Source organism: Streptacidiphilus cavernicola (assembly GCF_042510955.1).
Lineage (GTDB): Bacteria > Actinomycetota > Actinomycetes > Streptomycetales > Streptomycetaceae > Streptacidiphilus > Streptacidiphilus cavernicola.
In genome coordinates this window covers 32,771-47,164 of the sequence record NZ_JBHFAB010000009.1, presented here as the reverse complement: position 1 = coordinate 47,164, position 14,394 = coordinate 32,771, and the positions used below count along the sequence as shown (strand labels likewise).

Genomic DNA, 14,394 nt, shown 5'->3' with positions numbered 1-14,394 from the left:
GGACGGGGCTATCCCAGGTAGGGGTATGTCCCAGCCAGGTAGTCACCGATCTGCTGGCGCATGCTGGGGTGGATGTCGAGGTCGTTGAGGTCGGCGGGGTGTACCCAGCGGACCCCGTCGGCCTCGTCGTTGACGGTGGGGGTTCCGGAGAGCGGGCGGCCGATGTAGGTGTTCTCGTACTGCTGGCGGATCTCGCCGTCGGTGTAGGCGACGATGTGCTTCGGGTTGGTGTAGATGCCGAGGAAGCCGGTGAGTTCGGCGAGGATGCCGGTCTCCTCCTGGCACTCGCGGACTGCGCACTGGCCGGCGGTCTCGCCGATGTCCTGGGCTCCGCCGGGGAGTGCCCACTGGCCGGTGTCGCGGCGGCGCTGGAGCAGGATCTCACCCGCGTAGTTGACGACCAGGAGGTTGCTGGCGGGGATGAGGGTGTTCGCCTTGGGGGCGGCGGGGTCGTTCAGGTACTCGGTCCTGCCCATGAGGGCTACTCCTTGGGGCGCTTGTCGGTGGTGGTGCCGTCCCAGGGGCGGCCAGTGGCCCAGAGGGCTTCGAAGCTGGCGGTGTACTGGTCGAACCAGCTGTGCTCGGTGCCCGGCTGTCGGCGCAGATGGAGCAGGGGGTTGGCACTGGCCGGTTGGCCCCAGACATGGGGGTTGGCCAAGAGGTCGTCGTCGTAGCGAAACAGCGACGCGTACACCGTGGCGTTGTGCAGTCGGATCTCGCAGCCGGGTTCGCCGAGCAACGGGCGGTAGTAGGTGAGCGAGGCGCGGATCTTGGCGGCCAAGGTTCCGTCCAGGTGCTCCTCACGGTCGCGTTGGGCGACGGCAGAGTCCCCGGGGTCAGCAAAACAGAGCCGCACGGCGACGCCGTTGCGGGCGCTGGCTGCGAGCATTGGGGCGATGTGGGGGTTGGTCTGGGCGAAGAAGGTGCCGGAGTAGACGAGCACGTCGATCTGCTGCTCGGCGCTCTTCAGCAGGGACAGCCACAGGTCGCGCGGAACGCTCGCGCGATTGGGGAAGCAGGCGGCTGGATCAGGATGGGGTGCTGGAGCAGTACGACGCTGGGAACTCGGCCATATGTCGGATTCCGAAGTAGCCAGCAGCTCGGCGGTGGTCCAGCGGTGACGGGCGTGCGGGATACGGCCGCTGAGCCAGCGGGATACCGTCTTGGGATCGACCGCACACGCAGCAGCCAGGGCGTCCGGGCCGACGCCTCGCTGGGCCATTGCTAAACGTAGCTGCTCGTTCACGATGCTCATCAAATCGGTGATCGCGACGTGCCGCAAGGATGCCCGGAAGCGTCCTTTTGATCGTCATAGCGCCGTGTCAGATGGACCGTAGGGTAGAGGGGTGCCTCTGATCGTGCTCTGGGACATCGACCACACGCTGATCGAGAACTCCGGTGTCAGCAAGGAGATCTACGCCGCGGCGTTCGCCGCGCTGACCGGCTTCCCTCCGTCGGCGCCGGTGGTGACCGAGGGGCGTACGGACCGGCTGATCATGGCGGATCTGTTCCATCGCCACCAGCTCGCGAGCCCGCGCTGGGAGGAGACCGAACAGGCGCTGGCGGAGGCAGGAGCGGCGAGTGAGCCGGCCTTGCGGGAGCGTGGGCACGTGCTTCCTGGCGCGCGTGAGGCGTTGGAGGCATTGCGCTGCGAGGCGGGGCTGGTGATGTCCGTACTCACCGGCAATATCGCCGCCAACGCGTTGGTGAAGCTGAGGGCGTTCGACTTGCACGGCCTCGTCGATCTGGCGGTCGGGGCGTACGGCTCCGACTGCGAGGACCGGGCCGGGCTGGTTCCGGTGGCGCGGCGACGTGTCGGTGCGGCGTACGGATTGCCGGCTTCGACTGCGGTGGTCTTGGTGGGAGACACCCCCAGGGACGTGCAAGCCGCGCTGGCCAACAACGCGGAGGTACTCGCAGTCGCGTCCGGGAGCTACAGCCAGGTTGCCCTTCGAGCTGCCGGCGCCCGGATCGTACTGGCTGATCTTCGCGACACCACCAAGGTGGTCTCCGTCCTGCGGGACCTGAACCTCTCCCACGCTGGGACGCAGTTGGGACGTCCAGGACGTCTGCCGCAGTGAGAAGTGCTGTCCGACAGCAGTGGGTAGGGTCCCGGCCATGAACCGGAACGGGTGGGCTGCTGAACTGGCGGAACAACTCCTCGCTGGGCCGCTTCCACGTCGATGGGCGCACAGCAGTGGCGTGGGGCGTAAGGCCGAGTCGATCAGTGACCGGTTCGGCGAGGACGGGACCATGCTGCCATCAGCATGCGCCCGCAGGTGCAGGACCGGGGCTTGGGCGGCGGCCGATCCGTAGAGGTGCGTATTGACCAGCAGTTCGTCGTCTGCGCGATAGATCGAGTTGTAGAGGATCGTGTCATGGAGGCGGAACTGGATTGCTTCGACGTCTCGCAGTGATGCGTACATCACCAGGGCGTTCTCGATCTTCGCGGCCATAGCGGTGCCGACACCCTCGTCGGCGCCTCGCCGGGCAACGTGCTCGCTGGCCGGGTTGCCGAGCAGGATGCGGATGCGCAGCCCGTTCGCGGCCTGGGTGCGCAGGATGCGGTGGATGCCACTGTCCTCCGAGAGAAAGAGGCCGCTGTAGACCAGGACCCCGATCTCCCTGCTCGCCGTGCTGAACAGGGTGCGCCAGAGGTCGCTGGGAACGGCCGATCGGTGGGGGTAGATTCCGACGACCTCGCCGCTGCCCGCCTGGGCGCTGGTGCCCGCGCTGGGAAGGCCCGCTGGCTGGTGTGCGTCCGGCCACAGGTGCTCCGCCGCGACGCCGAGTTGCTCGGCTACCGCGTACCGGTGGCGGGGGTACGGCGTGCGGCCGGCACTGACCCACCGCTCGATGGTCTTGGCGTCGACGTGGAGTGTCTGCGCGAGTTCCTGTGGCGTGAGTCCGCGCTCCTGTAGCGCGGCCCTGAGGCGTTCGTTCGGCTCCGTCACCATCGTGGATTACCCGACGGGTTGGGTCTCCACGCCTGCGGCTTCTGGTCTGCCGAGGGACGTCCCAAGGACGTCCGCAAGGCGTCCCACGGCGCGGTATCCGCGTCCCGAGCACAGGCGGAACATCTTCAACGTCGCGGCTCCGGCCGGAGTCGGCGAACCCGGAATGATCACTGGCTGCGCCTGGAGGTGAGTCTCGTGCTGGCGGATGTGGAGGGCCAGGTGGAAGCCGCAAGCCATGCTGCAGGTTTCGTGCCGACTGCCGTCCCAGCGCCGCCTGTGGTGTCACTCGAACGCACCTTCCTGGCGGGGGACACGTCGGCGACTGACGCTCGGCATGCGCTCCGCAGAGCCTTCCTGGGCGCCGTTGTCGAGAGCTCGCTGTGCGACGCCGAGCTCGTCCTTACCGAACTGGTAGCGAACGCGGTGGCCGCCAGCGGAGACGCGGCCGAGGTAGCTGTGACTGTCCGTCAGCTGGTCTGCGGCTTGTTGATCGAGGTTGCAGACGCCAGTGAGAGTCCGCCCGTGCGTCGGGAAGCCTCGGCCTGGGACGAGGCGGGGCGCGGGCTTCACCTGGTCGATGAGCTGTGCCTGAGCTGGGGCTGGTATCCACAGGCATCCGGCAAGACGGTCTGGGCGCTAGCCCCGGGAGCCGCAGGCTCCGAAGACGATCGCAGCAGCTCAGGGGTATAGGTCCCTGCTCGCCTGAGGTCCGGTCAGGCGCATCTGCCGCGCATTCCCCTCTACTACGAGGAGTTGCTCATGCACGCCCCGAATCAGCAGACCGACCCATCGGCGGAGGCCGCTGGCCGACGATCGCTGGTGTTCCTCGGCTCGAACCCGTTGTCCGTCGCTGCAGACGCCTGTCGAGGCTGCGTGATGAACGAGGTCGAGCCGATCCTGTCCGATCTCCTCGCCCCGGTGTACGACGACGGAACGATCACTGTGCGCCAGGACGCGGAGTGGCCGGTGCCGGGCTTCATGGTGGTCGCAGTCCGGCCGCACCTGGGAGGACTGGACCAGATGGACCTGGGCCTGGTGCACCGCCTCGCCACGGTGACGCGGTGCGTCAGGCGGGCGATGCGGCAGGAGCTGGAGCTGTCGGCGGTGCAGACGTACCAGGAGGACAAGGTAGACCGCCCGCACTACCACAGCTGGATGCTGCCGCTCTGGCCCGGTGAGATGGCCCGGCACGGCATCAACCCGCGGATCTACGAGTCGAACGTCGCGCGGTACCTCGGGCTGTTCCAGCTGCGGGAGTACGAGGCCAGGGTGCGGGCGTGCGCGCAGCTCATCGCCGAGCACCTGGACAGGTCCGAAGAGCTCCGCTCCATCGGCACCTGAGGGAGGGAGACGCCCAGTGCACATCGCTCAGATCGCTCCGTTATGGGAGAGCGTCCCGCCCCGTGCCTACGGCGCCGTCGAGTCGTTGGTGGCTGACCTCACCGACACGCTCGTCTCACGCGGCCATCACGTCACCGTCTTCGCCTCGGGCGACTCCAAGGTCGTCGGCGAGCTGCACTCCTGCCATCCCGTCAGCCTGAACGCCGACCCGGAGCTGGCGGAACCGGAGGTAGCCCGGATGCTGCAGCTGGCAGAGGTCCGCGACCGGGCCGACGAGTTCGACGTCATCCACAACCACATCCATTCCAACAGCGGCTGCTCAGGATTGCCTGGCCTGGCCGGTCTTCCCACCCCTGTCCTCCACACCGTCCACTGCTTCTTCAACCGCGACAACACCGCCCTGTTCCAGCGCTATCGCGAGGAACGGTTCGTCGCCGTCAGCCACCACCAGCGCAGCACCCTGCCAGAGCTCAACTACCAGGGCGTCGTTCACCACGGCCTGGAACTGCAGCGGTTCCCCCACCGGGCGGATGCCGACAGCGATGGTCGTCCGTTCCTCGTCTTCCTCGGCCGGATCCGCCCGGAGAAGGGCGTTCACAAGGCCATCGAGATCGCCTACCGGTCCGGGCTTCCTCTGAAGATCGCCGGGCGCGTTAAGGCGCGGGACGCCGCCTACTTCGCGCAGGCTGTCGAACCGCACCTGGACGGCGACCACGTCGAGTACCTCGGCGAGCTCGGCTTCGGCGACAAGACCCGGCTACTGGCACAGGCTCAAGCCACCCTCGTCACCTCCCAGATCCCGGAGCCGTTCGGGCTGGTCACCCTCGAATCCCTGGCCTGTGGCACTCCCGTCGTCGCCCTGCCCACCGGGGCAACTCCCGAACTGGTCCAGGACGGCGTCACCGGCTTTCTCCGCCCCACCACGCCCGAGCTGGCGCTCGGGGCGGTCCAGGCCGCTGCACTCGACCCCGCCGCCTGCCGGGCAGCAGTCGCCGACAGATTCTCCACGGCGCGCATGACCGAGCAGTACCTGCACGTGTACGCCCAGGCAGCCGGCACGTCCGCCCGCTGAGTCCCCGCGGCACCCGCTCCATGCTCCACGGTCCCGGCAACCGTCGTGGCCGCAGTGAACGAGCACACACGAGAGCGAATCTTCATGCGCAGCATGATCCTCAGCGCGGGCAAGAGCTGCTTCGTCGCCTGCCCCGGCTGCTACAACCACTTCGCACGTACCCTCGCCAGCACGGACGACCTGCTCGGCTTCGTGCGCGCGTACCAGGAGCGCTTCGGCCTCTCCCGGATCACTGTGGGGGGAGGCGACCCGCTCACTCGACCAGATCTGCTCACCCTGTTGACGGGGCTGAAGGACAGAGGCCTGTCGATCAGTCTGGACACCGTGGGAACAGCCTTCCTCGGCGACGCCCGCATCCGCTTCATGGGCGAGGGCATCGCCGCGCACGTTCCAGCGGATCAGGTCGCTGCCTTGACGCACATGATCGGGATCCCCCTGGACGGGACCACCGACGCGGTGCAACAGCTGTTCCGCCGCCATGCGAGGGTCGAGGAGCAGCGGGCCGTGCTTCGGACGCTTCACAGCGCAGGTGCCCGCGTCTGCGTGAACACCGTGGTCCACGCTGGGAACGCCGGTGCGATCGGAGCCCTGGCCGGCCTGCTGGCCGAACACGCCTGCGTTGTCGAGTGGCAGCTGTTCCAGTTCATGCCCATCGGGCCACTGGGACACCGCAACCGCGAGCGCTTCCTCATCGACGACAGCGCCTTCGTCGAAGCAGCCGACGCGGCCCGAGCCGCCAGCCCTTCCACTGTGAATGTCATTGCCAAGTCAGCTCAGGCCAGGAAGCACCGCTACTTGCTCATCGACGCCGGCGGTCAGGTCTGGATACCGAGCCAGAGCACGGCTACGGCTTGGTCACCCACGGACAGCAGCGGGGAGAGGGTGACCCTGGGCCCCGTCCAGGACCCCAAGACGCTGCAACGCATCGCAGATTATGTCAACGAGCCTGCAGGAGCGGCACAGTGAGAGCGGACTGGCTGGTAGTCCTGGCTCACCCGGATGACGAGACCCTGCACTGCGGGGGACTGATCGCCCACGCGGCCACCCGAGGGGAGCGCGTCGTCACTCTCACCCTCACCCGTGGTGGGGCAGGCCGGACCCTGGGCGTCTGCAACCCTGACGAACTGCCCGGGGTGCGTGAGGCCGAGCTGCGGGCCGCCGCCCGCGCGCTGGGCGTCAGCCACGTCGAACTCCACGACCTGAGCGACGGCGAGGTCGACCAGAACGAGGCCGCTGCTGAGGCGCTCGTGACCGCGGCACTGGAGAAGTGGTGTCCCAGAAACGTCGTCTGCTTCCCCCCGAACGGGTTCAACGGCCATCCCGATCACTGCGCGGCGCACCGCGTCGCTGTCGCCGCCCTCGAAAGCCACCGACGTACCGGGCCCGGGGCCGCGCCGGCGGTGTGGAAGATCACTGACGCGGTTCCGTACGGCGAGCCGCCCCGCTCGGGGTACCTGCTGCCCGAGGAGGTGGAACGCGCGCGCCTACGCCCCACCGACCTTGTGCCTGTCGGTACGGCTCTGGAGGCGAAGCTGCGGGCACTGGGCTGTTACGAGACCCAGAGCCGCAGCATCACCAAGCTCCTGCGCCGCTACCCCGGCAAGGTCATCACCGAGGCGTTCCAACGCCTCGGCTGACCCTTCCGCCGCTACGAGGCCGAGGCGGCTACCACCAGCTGACGGACGTGCGCCACGACCTCACCGAACGGGACCACGGTGCTCTCACCGCTGGCGCGCTCGGTCACCTCCACCGTGCCGGCGGCCAGGCCCCGCGCGCCGACGGTGATCCGGTACGGGATGCCGACGAGTTCGACGTCGCTGAACTTCACGCCGGGCCGTTCTTCACGGTCGTCCCAGATCGCGTCCACGCGCTCACGGCGCAGGTTCTCGTACAGGTCCTGGCCGGCGCTGGTGACGGCCTCGTCCTGGCCCAGGGTGACGACGGCGACCTCGAAGGGGGCCACCGCCACCGGCCACAGCATGCCCTTGGCGTCGTGGTGGGACTCGACGCTGCAGGCCAGGGCTCGTTCGACACCGATGCCGTAGCTGCCCATGATCGGGGTGACACGCTCGCCCTCGGGGTCCAGGACGCTGACGCCGAGGGTCTCCGTGTACTTGGTGCCGAGCTTGAAGATGTGGCCGATCTCGACGGTGCGGACCACGCCGAGGGCTGTACCGCAGTTCGGGCACGGTTCCCCGGCGGTGACCTCGCGCAGGTCTGCCCACCGGGCCGGGGCGATGTCACGTTCGACGTCGACGCCCCGCAGGTGCACGCCGTCGGTGTTCGCGCCGGTGGCCATGGAGCGCCGCCCGCGGAGCGCCTCGTCCGCGAGCACTGGCAGGCCGGTCACGCCGACCGCGCCCAGGCTGCCGGGCTTGGCTCCGAGCGCTGCCACGATCTCCTCGGGCTGCGCGGGGCGGACCTGCTTGGCGCCGAGGGTGTCGATCAGCTTCTGCTCCACGAGGGCGTGGTCACCGCGCAGCAACACCAGCGTCAGTTGCTCGTCCACCACGTAGACGAGCGTCTTCACCTGCTGCTCGGCGGCGAAGCCGTACTCGCGGTCGAGGTCCTCGATGGTACGGACGCCAGGGGTGTCGAAGCGCTCCGGTGAGTCGGGACCAGGCGCGTCCTCGACGGCAGCCAGGGCAGAAGTGGCCTTCTCGACGTTCGCGGCGTAGGCACAACCGGGACAGGTGACGATGAGGTCCTCGCCCGCGTCGGAGGGGCACATGAACTCGACCGAGGCGCTGCCGCCCATGCTGCCGCTGGACGCCTGCACCGGGATCGCCGGGATGCCCAGCCGGGCGAAGATCCGAACGTATGCCTGGTGGTGGAGGTCGAACGCGGTGTCCAGTCCAGCCTGGTCGAGGGTGAAGCTGTAGGAGTCCTTCATCGTGAACTCGCGCACCCTGATCAGCCCGCTCTTGGGGCGGGGCTCGTCGCGGAACTTGGTCTGGAACTGGTACCAGGTCTGCGGCAGCTGACGGTAGGAGCGCAGCTCCGACGCCAGCGTCGTGAAGATCTCCTCATGGGTCATGCCGAGTGCGAGGTCCGCGCCCTTGCGGTCCTTCAGGCGGAACATCTCGTCGCCCATTACGTCCCAGCGGCCGGACTTGTGCCAGATCTCGGCCGGATGCATCGCGGGCAGGAGGAACTCCTGCGCGCCGATCCGGTTCATCTCCTCGCGGATGACCTCAACGATCTTCGCGCGGACTTTCACCGCCATTGGCAGCAGCGAGTAGTGACCGGCCATCAGCTGGCGGACGTAGCCGGCGCGCAGCAGCAGCCGGTGGCTGACCGCGTCCGCGTCGGCGGGGTCCTGGCGGAGGGTGGGCACGTACAGCTGAGACCAGCGCATGGGGACGGGGACCTTCGTCTCGAATGGGCAGCGCGGGCTGTCGTGGCGTCAGCTGAGCGCTGCACGGCGAAGGTCGCATTCTAGCGTCGTAGGTGATGCCGTATCCGCCCCCTTTGTCAGACCGCGAAGCGCCACGCCGGTCCGTACAGCCGCCTTGTCCCCGCTGACCTGCGACGCTGTTGGCTACAGGGCCAGCACGCAGAGAGGCAGGCGGGATGCGATCCACTCAACCGAAGGACCTGCCCGGCGATGGTTCGGCCGAGGCTGTCCGGCAGTACTACGACCGGTTCGCCGAGCAGGAAGAGCACAGGCTGACCAAGGACATCCCCGGCCGCGTGTCGTTCGACATCCACCGGCGCTTTCTTGCGCGGCACATCAAGCCGGGTTGGCGAGTCCTTGAGATCGGCGCGGGACCGGGCACGTTCACTGTGGCCTTGGCGGATCTTGGCGCACAGGTCGTGGTCGCGGACCTCTCGCCGGTTCAGCTCGCGTTGAACGCCCAGTTCGTCGCCGCTGCGGGTGCCGAGCACGCTGTTGAACGACGCGAGGTTGCCGATATCCGTGACCTCTCGGCGTATCGCGGCGGCGACTTCGACGCCGTCGTGGCTTATGGCGGCCCGCTCTCCTACGCCTTCGAGCAGGAACAGCGAGCGATGGCCGAACTCGTTCGTGTGGTGCGGCTAGGAGGGGTCGTCCTGGCCTCCGTCATGTCTCTCTGGGGAACCTGGCGAGCACGTCTGCCCGGTGCCACCGCGCTGGAACTCCACCACGGCACCGCAGTCGGCGATCGGGTTCTGAGCACCGGTGACTTGCGGCACGTTCCTGGGATGGAACACGTCTGCCGCATGTTCACCTGGGCCGAGACGGTCGCTCTCGTGGCCGGGTCAGGCGCGCAGCTCATCGATGGCTCGGCCAGCAACTGGGCCAGCCTTCACGACCTCGACTTCCTTGCGGGCCTGGAGACTGAACCCTCTCGCTGGCAGCAGTTCCTCGACCGCGAAGCCACTGCATGCGCTGCCGAGGGCGCCCGCGACGGCGGTACTCACATCCTCTTCGCCGCCGTGCGAGGGACCTGAGCCGGCAAGGAGCGGATGCGGAACGGCTTCGGGGGATCGGTCGCCACTTCGTTGATCGGCAATGTCGGCGGCCAGGGGAAAACGGGTGTGCGTCGTAGGCCGCAGGTTCCACACTGAACCATGGAACCCACGGATGTTGCGATGGAGCTGGTGCAGGGGCGCTTCCCGGACGCGAGGGCTGCGTTCCTCGCCGGGAGCGTGCTGACGCGGCGGCGTACGCCCATGTCCGACCTGGACGTCGTGGTGCTGCTTGCCGGTCCGCCGGCACCGTTCCGCGAGAGCCTGGTCTTCCGCGACTGGCCTGTGGAGTTGTTCGTGCAGACCGAGGCGGACTGGCACGGCTTCGTTGACCGTGAGACGGCGCGGCGCCGGTCGCCGCTCCTGTCCATGTGCGCGCACGGAACGCTGCTGCTGGACGAAGACGGGCTCGGCGCTGAGCTCCAGGCAGAGGCACGTCGGCGGTGGGCGGCTGGTCCGCCTCCGGCCACCACCGACGTGCTGGAGGACCGCCGCTACCCGGTGACCGACGAACTGGACGACCTCCGTGGCTGTACCGATCCGCTGGAAGGGGTGTACCTCGTCGCCAGCCTGCTGGCGCGCTCTACCGAGCTGGCCCTGTTGGCCAGCGGGTGCTGGCTGGGAGGCGGCAAGTGGCTGTCGCGTCGGCTCTCGGACGCCGACCCCGGCCTGCACCGCCGACTCACGGAAGCAGCGGCGGCGGCCATGGGAGGTGAAGCGGAGAAAGGCCGCTTCATCCAGGTGGTGGAGGAGGTCCTGGACATGGCGGGAGGTCCGCTCTGGGCGGGCTACGCACGGGGGAAGTGACTGCCCCCATCCGTTGGGCCGAGCCGCGGCGTTGTCGTCAGCTCTCGTCGAGCGCGGACGCCGAGCCCAGCGCGTCGATAGCGCTCGGCAGCTCCGCGAGCGACGTGATGCGGACCGTGGGCTCCGAGAGGGAGCGGGGGTATGTCCACTCGACCCATCCCCAGGGGCCGCGCCTGATCAGTGCGGTGCTCATCCCGACGGCCTTGGCCGGCAGCACGTCGACGTCGACGCGGTCCCCGACGTAGAGGATCTCCGAGGGCCGGTGCGGCACGGCGGCGGCCACGCGCTCGAAGAACACCGTGTCGGGCTTGTGGGCACCCCAGTCGTCTGACGTGCCGATCAGGTCCACGTCGTCGGCGAAGAGACGGCGCAGGATGACACCGGCCCTGGTGGTCTGGTTGCCGGCGATGCCCAGCCAGAGACCGCGCTCGCGAAGCGCGGCGAGCGCGGGTCGGACATCCGGGTAGAGGTCCTCCTCGCCGAAGGTCTCGGGCTGGCCGACGGCAGCGCGCTGCTCGCGTTCGGCGTACAGGTCGAAGCCCGGTGCGAACTCCTGGAAGGTCTCGCGGTAGTCGCGGCCCTGGGCGATGACCGCGCCGAACACCGCCACGAAGGTGTGCCGTGGAACGCCCAGCCAGTCGGCCCAGGTGCCGTACTCGCGCGTCTCGTCCACCAGGGTCTCGCCGACGTCGAACACCACCGCACGGATCACCTCGGCAGCGTATCCGTCACGGTCACGGTGACGGCGAGGTATGCGCGGAACGGGGGCCTAACCCCAGGTGGTGCCGGCGAGGAAGCCGTCGAAGCCGAGGGCGGTCATGGCGGTCGTGGCGTCGTCCCAGTACTGCTCGGGGTAGGCGAAGTGCTGGTCGAAGTCGGTTCGGGCGAGGCAGGGTTCGGGCCATTCGTGGGCGCAGCGGCAGCGGATGAAGACCAGCTCGTTGACGTTGAGGAGGAGCCAGTCACGGCGGGCGTTGCAGTGGGGACAGCGGACGGTGGCGCCGCCGGCGCGGAGTTCGTCGGGGTGGGGGACGACGCGGATGACGGCGGGGTGGCAGTCGGCGGGGTCGGTCATGCAGGTCCCTTCGCTCGGGTGGCGTTGCAAGGACGACACGACGCACGCGGCCTCGGGCTTGTTCCCGAAACGGCGAGACGACATCGAACCGAGCCCGCGTCGAGCCCGGACGGACACGGCGGCAGTGACGCCAAGGTGATTCCTGGCGTCACTGCCGCCAGCTGCGCGGCGCGAATTCTTGGCGGGTCAGCGCCTGCGGGGTGCCGGAGCCGGGGCGGAGGGGTGGGCCACCGGTGTCGTCATCGGTTCGCGGGCGGGCTTGCGTCGGGTGGGCGGGGGTGTGGTGGGGGCGGGCAGGTCGGTGGTGCGGCGGATTCGCCAGAGCAGGACGGCGGCGGGATTGTCGGCGCTCTCCATCTCCCTTGTAGCGAGGGCGCCTTGCAGGAGCGTGGCGGGGTCGTGGCCGCAGGTGCGGGCGTCGGCGAGGGTGGCTGCCAGCGCTGGCCAGTCCCTGTCGCCGAGGACGCGTCCGGCCAGGTCCGCGGGCAGGGCAGCGCGTACTGCGGCGGTGTTCTGGTCCTGGACGGGTTTGGGCAGGCGCTGTCCGCGGGCAGTCATGGCGGTGAGGGGCTTGGCGGCGGCCTGGTGGTACGCGGAGCGCAGCTGGTCGGCGGTGGACTGCGCGGCGCGGGCGTGCTGGCGGTTGCCGGCGGCCCTGTGTTCGCGGGCGAGGGTGACGGCTATGAGCACCAGGATGTCCAGCAGCGCGGCGAAGGCGTCGCCGTCCTTGCCGCGGCCGTTGGTGGGGCCGCCGGCCAGGAGGATGCGGGCGGCGGTGCGCAGGGCGTGGTCCTCCGCGTTCGCAGCCCGCGTGTAGAGGTGGGCGGCGTGCCCGTACGCCTTCGCGGCAGCGGCGATCTGTGCTCGCTGACTGCCGAAGTGGCTCTGGGCGAGAGCGTCGAGGACCTCACCGACGCCGGCCGCCCGCGCCTGCCAGGTCTGGGGGTCAGGCGCCGGTACTGCCCCGGGGGCGACGAAGACCGTGAGCAGTTGGTCGGCGAGGAGCCCGGCCTGCTGGAGGGCGGGGCGGGCGCTGTTCGCTCCGGTGACGGTGGCGTTGGGCTCGAAGACGGCAACGGCCAGGCGGGCGCGGATGCGGGGCAGCGTCAGGTCCGGGCCCAGGCTGCTGCCGGAGTACCAGACGGGCTGGCCAGCGGCGTCGTCGTCACCGGGCAGGCGGAAGGAGTAGCCCCTGGCGTCGCCCGAGGGCAGCCGGTGCACCTTGACGATGACGCCGTGCTCGGCGATGCGCTGCTGGAACTCCTCTTCGTTCGCTGCTCCGGCCAGGGCTTCGCGGACGGCGGTGCGCAGGACCGCGCGGGCGGGCTCCGGGCGGCCTTCGCGGCGTGCCTTGTGGACTTCGGCGCGGGTGGGGCGCTTGGCGGTGGTGTGGGCGGTGCGCTTTCCAGCGGGAGCGCGTTCGACCTTCCGCAGGCCGTAGTCCTCCTCGATGAGGGTCAGCTCGTCCATGATGCGGCGCCAGTCGCCGTGGATGCGGGCTTGGGTCAGGTCGGCGCGTACGGTGGTGGCGACGATGTGGACGTGGTCCTCGGCGTGGCGCACCACCACCCAGCGGCACGCGTCCGGATCTCCGGCTGGGGCGATCCCGGCGGCGTGCATCACCCGGCGGGCGATTTGCTCCCAGTCGGCGTCCTCCAGCCGGCGGTCCTCGGGAGCGGCGCGCAGCGAGCAGTGCCAGACGTGGTCCTTCGGTGCGTTCTGGCCGGCCTGGACGACGCGCAGGTCGAGGATCTTTGCGAGCTGGTTCAGGGCGCGCCGCTGGTCCTCGGCCAGGCCGGGATCGGGCAGGAGGTCCTCGAACCCGGCGACGGTGCGCTGGTTGGTGTGCTCGTCCTGGTCGCCGGGGCCGTAGACGTAGGCGAGGATGCCGCGGGTGCGGTCGCCGCGGCTGACGGAGGCGATCATGTGCGGCCCCGGTGTCGGGCGGCCCGGAACACGGTCTCGTCCACCTGCTCGGTGGCGGCCCGTGCCTGTGCGAGGAGTACGGGCGCGGCGGCGAGGAACTCCTGCGCCTGGGTTTCCAGGAAGGTGCCGTCGGTGTTGAGGCGGTGGGCGACCTGGTTGAGGTTGTTGCCCCAGGCGGCGATCTGGGTGCGGATGGCGGCCAGTTCGTCGATCGCCGAGTCCAGTTGCTCGGCCTTGCTGTCGACCGGGACCGACTGCTGGTCGGCCAAGGCCCACCGGGCGATGCAGTGGGCCAGGGTCAGGCCCGAGGCGTCAGCGCGTTCCTGCAGGAGTTGCCGCTCGGCTGCGCTGAAGCGCACGCTGATCGGCTTCTTCGTCTGCACGGCGTCGCGCCTGCGGCGCTTCGGCTTGCGACGCGCGGCAGCGGCAGCGGAAGCACGCACGACAGGCTGCGCGACGGCATCGTCGAACTGGTCGGCGGCAGACGGCTGCTCCTCCTGGTCGCGGCAGCCCTCGGCCGCGACCTCCCCCAGCTCCGGCGCCCTCGCCGGAGCACCCCCGCCCCCCTGGGCGGGGGCCGGTGCCTGCGCCCCTCCGTAGGAGGGTCGCAGGCCCTTGCTGGCTCCGCCGGTCGTGTACGGGTGGTCAGCAGTACTGCTGACGTGGGCGGTTGATGGGGAAGCGGTTCGGCTCAGGCTGCTCTCCGGGGCTTGCGGGGGGATGTGCGGGTGATCCACGGGTTCTCCGGGTGGGACTGGGTGGGA

The 14,394-nt window shown here is 69.5% G+C and carries 15 protein-coding genes and 1 pseudogene; 8 read left to right on the top strand and 8 right to left on the bottom strand.

What is annotated here, in order from left to right:
* Positions 1–8: 8 nt before the first annotated feature.
* Both ACEZDE_RS14310 and ACEZDE_RS14305 read right to left on the bottom strand, forming a co-directional pair.
* Positions 9–476: an NUDIX hydrolase gene (locus ACEZDE_RS14310; RefSeq protein WP_380536247.1), complete on the bottom strand. Its 468-nt coding sequence runs from the start codon at positions 474–476 to the stop codon at positions 9–11.
* A 5-nt stretch (positions 477–481) separates the two neighbouring features.
* Positions 482–1,246: an XRE family transcriptional regulator gene (locus ACEZDE_RS14305; protein WP_380536628.1), complete on the bottom strand. Its 765-nt coding sequence runs from the start codon at positions 1,244–1,246 to the stop codon at positions 482–484.
* Between the two features lie 100 nt (positions 1,247–1,346).
* Here ACEZDE_RS14305 and ACEZDE_RS14300 point away from each other — a divergent pair, with 100 nt between their 5' ends.
* Positions 1,347–2,081: an HAD family hydrolase gene (locus ACEZDE_RS14300; RefSeq protein ID WP_380536245.1), complete on the top strand. Its 735-nt coding sequence runs from the start codon at positions 1,347–1,349 to the stop codon at positions 2,079–2,081.
* A gap of 186 nt (positions 2,082–2,267) precedes the next feature.
* Here ACEZDE_RS14300 and ACEZDE_RS14295 read toward each other — a convergent pair.
* Positions 2,268–2,957, bottom strand: a pseudogene (locus ACEZDE_RS14295) (DUF5919 domain-containing protein); the annotation flags it as partial.
* 195 nt (positions 2,958–3,152) lie between these two features.
* On the opposite strand from ACEZDE_RS14295, the gene ACEZDE_RS14290 reads away from it, so the two are divergent.
* The 5 genes from ACEZDE_RS14290 (at position 3,153) to ACEZDE_RS14270 (ending at position 7,007) form a co-directional block, all read left to right on the top strand.
* A complete protein-coding gene (locus ACEZDE_RS14290) occupies positions 3,153–3,647 on the top strand; it encodes an ATP-binding protein (protein ID WP_380536243.1) in 495 nt (164 codons plus the stop codon).
* A 186-nt stretch (positions 3,648–3,833) separates the two neighbouring features.
* Positions 3,834–4,298, top strand: coding sequence for a hypothetical protein (locus tag ACEZDE_RS14285; protein ID WP_380536240.1), 465 nt, complete (start codon positions 3,834–3,836; stop codon positions 4,296–4,298).
* Between the two features lie 88 nt (positions 4,299–4,386).
* Positions 4,387–5,370, top strand: a complete 984-nt coding sequence (locus ACEZDE_RS14280; RefSeq protein WP_380536238.1) for a glycosyltransferase family 4 protein — start codon at positions 4,387–4,389, stop codon at positions 5,368–5,370.
* 84 nt (positions 5,371–5,454) lie between these two features.
* Complete coding sequence (locus ACEZDE_RS14275; RefSeq protein WP_380536236.1) at positions 5,455–6,336, top strand: radical SAM protein; 882 nt, start codon at positions 5,455–5,457, stop codon at positions 6,334–6,336.
* Positions 6,333–7,007, top strand: coding sequence for a PIG-L deacetylase family protein (locus ACEZDE_RS14270; protein WP_380536234.1), 675 nt, complete (start codon positions 6,333–6,335; stop codon positions 7,005–7,007). Before ACEZDE_RS14275 ends, ACEZDE_RS14270 begins: the two co-directional genes overlap by 4 nt.
* 11 nt (positions 7,008–7,018) lie before the next feature.
* On the opposite strand, the gene ACEZDE_RS14265 is transcribed toward ACEZDE_RS14270, so the two are convergent.
* Entirely contained in the window at positions 7,019–8,728 is a 1,710-nt protein-coding gene (locus ACEZDE_RS14265; RefSeq protein ID WP_380536231.1) for a proline--tRNA ligase, read from the bottom strand.
* 215 nt (positions 8,729–8,943) lie between these two features.
* Here ACEZDE_RS14265 and ACEZDE_RS14260 point away from each other — a divergent pair, with 215 nt between their 5' ends.
* A complete protein-coding gene (locus tag ACEZDE_RS14260; protein WP_380536229.1) occupies positions 8,944–9,804 on the top strand; it encodes a class I SAM-dependent DNA methyltransferase in 861 nt (286 codons plus the stop codon).
* A 120-nt stretch (positions 9,805–9,924) separates the two neighbouring features.
* Positions 9,925–10,629 (top strand): nucleotidyltransferase domain-containing protein, encoded by a 705-nt coding sequence (locus tag ACEZDE_RS14255; RefSeq protein WP_380536226.1) that lies wholly within the window; start codon positions 9,925–9,927, stop codon positions 10,627–10,629.
* 37 nt (positions 10,630–10,666) lie between these two features.
* Here ACEZDE_RS14255 and ACEZDE_RS14250 read toward each other — a convergent pair whose 3' ends face one another.
* From ACEZDE_RS14250 to ACEZDE_RS14235, 4 genes are all read right to left on the bottom strand, one after another.
* Positions 10,667–11,341, bottom strand: a complete 675-nt coding sequence (locus tag ACEZDE_RS14250) for an HAD family hydrolase (protein ID WP_380536223.1) — start codon at positions 11,339–11,341, stop codon at positions 10,667–10,669.
* Positions 11,342–11,398: 57 nt separating this feature from the next.
* Positions 11,399–11,704: a hypothetical protein gene (locus ACEZDE_RS14245; RefSeq protein WP_380536220.1), complete on the bottom strand. Its 306-nt coding sequence runs from the start codon at positions 11,702–11,704 to the stop codon at positions 11,399–11,401.
* 186 nt (positions 11,705–11,890) lie between these two features.
* Positions 11,891–13,630, bottom strand: a complete 1,740-nt coding sequence (locus ACEZDE_RS14240; protein ID WP_380536218.1) for a relaxase/mobilization nuclease domain-containing protein — start codon at positions 13,628–13,630, stop codon at positions 11,891–11,893.
* A complete protein-coding gene (locus tag ACEZDE_RS14235; protein WP_380536217.1) occupies positions 13,627–14,013 on the bottom strand; it encodes a plasmid mobilization protein in 387 nt (128 codons plus the stop codon). Before ACEZDE_RS14235 ends, ACEZDE_RS14240 begins: the two co-directional genes overlap by 4 nt.
* Positions 14,014–14,394: the final 381 nt, after the last annotated feature.

Excerpts from the sequence above, each read along its gene's own strand:
- ACEZDE_RS14310 (WP_380536247.1), bottom strand. The coding sequence starts at position 476 with ATGGGCAGGACCGAGTACCTGAACGACCCCGCCGCCCCCAAGGCGAAC.
- ACEZDE_RS14285 (WP_380536240.1), top strand. The coding sequence starts at position 3,834 with ATGAACGAGGTCGAGCCGATCCTGTCCGATCTCCTCGCCCCGGTGTAC.
- ACEZDE_RS14275 (WP_380536236.1), top strand. The coding sequence starts at position 5,455 with ATGCGCAGCATGATCCTCAGCGCGGGCAAGAGCTGCTTCGTCGCCTGC.
- ACEZDE_RS14265 (WP_380536231.1), bottom strand. The coding sequence starts at position 8,728 with ATGCGCTGGTCTCAGCTGTACGTGCCCACCCTCCGCCAGGACCCCGCC.
- ACEZDE_RS14260 (WP_380536229.1), top strand. The coding sequence starts at position 8,944 with ATGCGATCCACTCAACCGAAGGACCTGCCCGGCGATGGTTCGGCCGAG.
- ACEZDE_RS14255 (WP_380536226.1), top strand. The coding sequence starts at position 9,925 with ATGGAACCCACGGATGTTGCGATGGAGCTGGTGCAGGGGCGCTTCCCG.
- ACEZDE_RS14245 (WP_380536220.1), bottom strand. The coding sequence starts at position 11,704 with ATGACCGACCCCGCCGACTGCCACCCCGCCGTCATCCGCGTCGTCCCC.
- ACEZDE_RS14240 (WP_380536218.1), bottom strand. The coding sequence starts at position 13,630 with ATGATCGCCTCCGTCAGCCGCGGCGACCGCACCCGCGGCATCCTCGCC.